This window comes from Frankia sp. Hr75.2, assembly GCF_949319125.1.
In the GTDB taxonomy this organism is placed as follows: domain Bacteria; phylum Actinomycetota; class Actinomycetes; order Frankiales; family Frankiaceae; genus Parafrankia; species Parafrankia soli.
Genome location: NZ_CASGGV010000127.1, coordinates 1 through 2,139 on the forward strand (window position 1 = coordinate 1; position 2,139 = coordinate 2,139).

At 68.3% G+C, this 2,139-nt stretch carries 2 protein-coding genes; one reads left to right on the forward strand and one right to left on the reverse strand.

Annotation, left to right across the window (positions count from 1 at the left end):
• Window positions 1-445: nuclear transport factor 2 family protein (locus AC559T_RS11825; RefSeq protein ID WP_498868721.1), on the reverse strand; the 445-nt coding region annotated here is incomplete at its 3' end.
• A gap of 638 nt (window positions 446-1,083) precedes the next feature.
• Here AC559T_RS11825 and AC559T_RS11830 point away from each other — a divergent pair.
• A complete protein-coding gene (locus AC559T_RS11830; RefSeq protein WP_112108247.1) occupies window positions 1,084-2,052 on the forward strand; it encodes a DUF5996 family protein in 969 nt (322 codons plus the stop codon).
• The last annotated feature ends 87 nt before the right edge of the window (window positions 2,053-2,139 follow it).

The window sequence follows — 2,139 nt, forward strand, 5'->3', positions numbered from 1 at the left end:
CCGGCGGGGTGTAACCGTGGATCTCGTGCTCGGCGATGCGCCACACACCGTCCGGCTCGCGCCGCTGGAGCTGGCGGTGGTCGAACACGGACCGCGCGGTGAACGGCCCGTCGCCCTCAAGCGTGAACGCCGCCGCCGTGTATTCGACCGCTGTGCGATCGGCATCGAGCGACCAGGCCCGCAGGTTCGTGATCAGGTGTCGGCCACGCAACGGCGACATACCGCGCTCCATCACGGACCGGACGGCGTCCCTCCCGTGGGCCTGGAACACCGTCGCGTCCTCGGTGTACAGCGCCAGCGCGGCGTCCACGTCGCGGGCGTCGAACCGGCTGAACAGCTCGGCCACGAGCGCCTCGGCTGTTAGCCGCCGCGCGACTTCCGCACTGTCGGGAACCACTCCTGGATCGCGCATACGCAGTGTCTGCCCATCGTCGGCGGCGAGCATTCGGCTAAGCCTACTCCCACGGGCCCGGGCCAGAACCGCGCCCGGGACGGTCCGGGTGACGGGAACGGAGTCCCTGAACGGCCAGCGGCTGCCCCGTCAGACCGAGGCTGCCGCGTACTTCGCCTGTCTGGAGGCGATGCAGAACGCAGCCAAACATGCGCCGGGTGCCGCCGTGTGCGTCGACATCGGGCTGGCCGACGGGGTCCTCAGCTTCACGGTCAGTGATGATGGTCCCGGCTTCGATCCGGCCGCCCCGGAAGGCGGTGGCACGGGCCTGCTCGGGGATGGCGGACCGGGTGGGCGCGGCGGGGGGCGCCCTGAGCATCCGCTCGGCGCCTGGAAACGGCACCACGGTTTCCGGGAGGCTACCCGCGTCCCCCTTACCTCCCTGGTCCGCCGGATAAGGCGGCACCACTCGCCCGCTGTCTCAGCGCATTCACCCCTATAGGGATACGCGATGCGACGCACTTCCCGCACGCGGTGTTCCTGCTTGATCTCGACGGCGACAACGTCGCCGGTGGACGCCGGCGAACAGGTCACGGCCGACCGAAACCGGCCGCACCTGGCCGCCGGGATGCGCGCCGAGCGGTAGGTGCCCATGCTGGTGCGGTCCGAGGGTTCGCCGCCGAAGGAGCGCCATGATCGAACTGCTGGCCCCGATGCCGCTGTCGTCATGGGCAGGCACCAAAGAGACGCTGCACCGGTACGTGCAGGTCGTAGGAAAGATCCGGTTGAGCGCCAGCCCACGTCGGAACCACTGGTGGAACGTCCCGTTCCACCTCACCGGCCGCGGTATCACGTCCCGTCCGATGGGCCTCGTCGACGGTAACCCGATTTTCACGATCGACTTCGACTTCGTCGGACACGACCTCGTCGTACACAGGCTGGACGGCGAGACGGTGTCGTTCCCGCTCGCGGGGCGATCGGTCGCGTCCTTCTACCATCAGACGCTCGAGGCGCTCGGAGCGCTCGGCATCACGGTGCACATCGACCATCCGCATCCCTTCGACCTTCCCGACTCCGCCCGGCCGTTCCAGGACGACACGGAACACGCCGCGTACGATCCGGCACAGGTGACGCGCTATTGGCAGTTGCTCAGTCAGGTCAACCTGATCCTGGAGGAGTTCGCCGGCGGCTTCTCCGGCAAGGTCAGCCCGGTGCACCATTTCTGGCATACGTTCGACCTGTCCCATACCCGCTTCAGTGACCGCCGGATCGACCAGCCTACCGACGTCGACCCGGTGACACGCGAAGCGTACTCACGTGAGGTCATCAGTTTCGGATTCTGGTTCGGCGACGCCTCCATGCCCGAACCGGCCTTCTATTCCTACACCGCCCCCGAACCCGCCGGAATCACCGACGGGCGGCTACGACCAGACGCCGCTCTCTGGACGCCACGCGGCAGCAGCCACCTCGCGGTACTACCCCTGGGCGCCATTCAGGACAGCCCCGACCGCCGGGGCACAGTCCTCGACTTCTACGAAAGTGCCTACCGCGCCGGAGCAACCCGAGCCGGATGGGATATCGACCGGCTTACCTGCCCGCACGGCATCACCGACCCCCAGCTGGCTCCCTCCATGGCATCCACCGGCAGCGCCACGCGGTAACACCCGGGGCACCGTCCGGGCCGGCGCACGATTATCGGCACGCCGTTTCGGGGGCGCACAGTGACCAGCAGTTGGGGCGTGACCAAT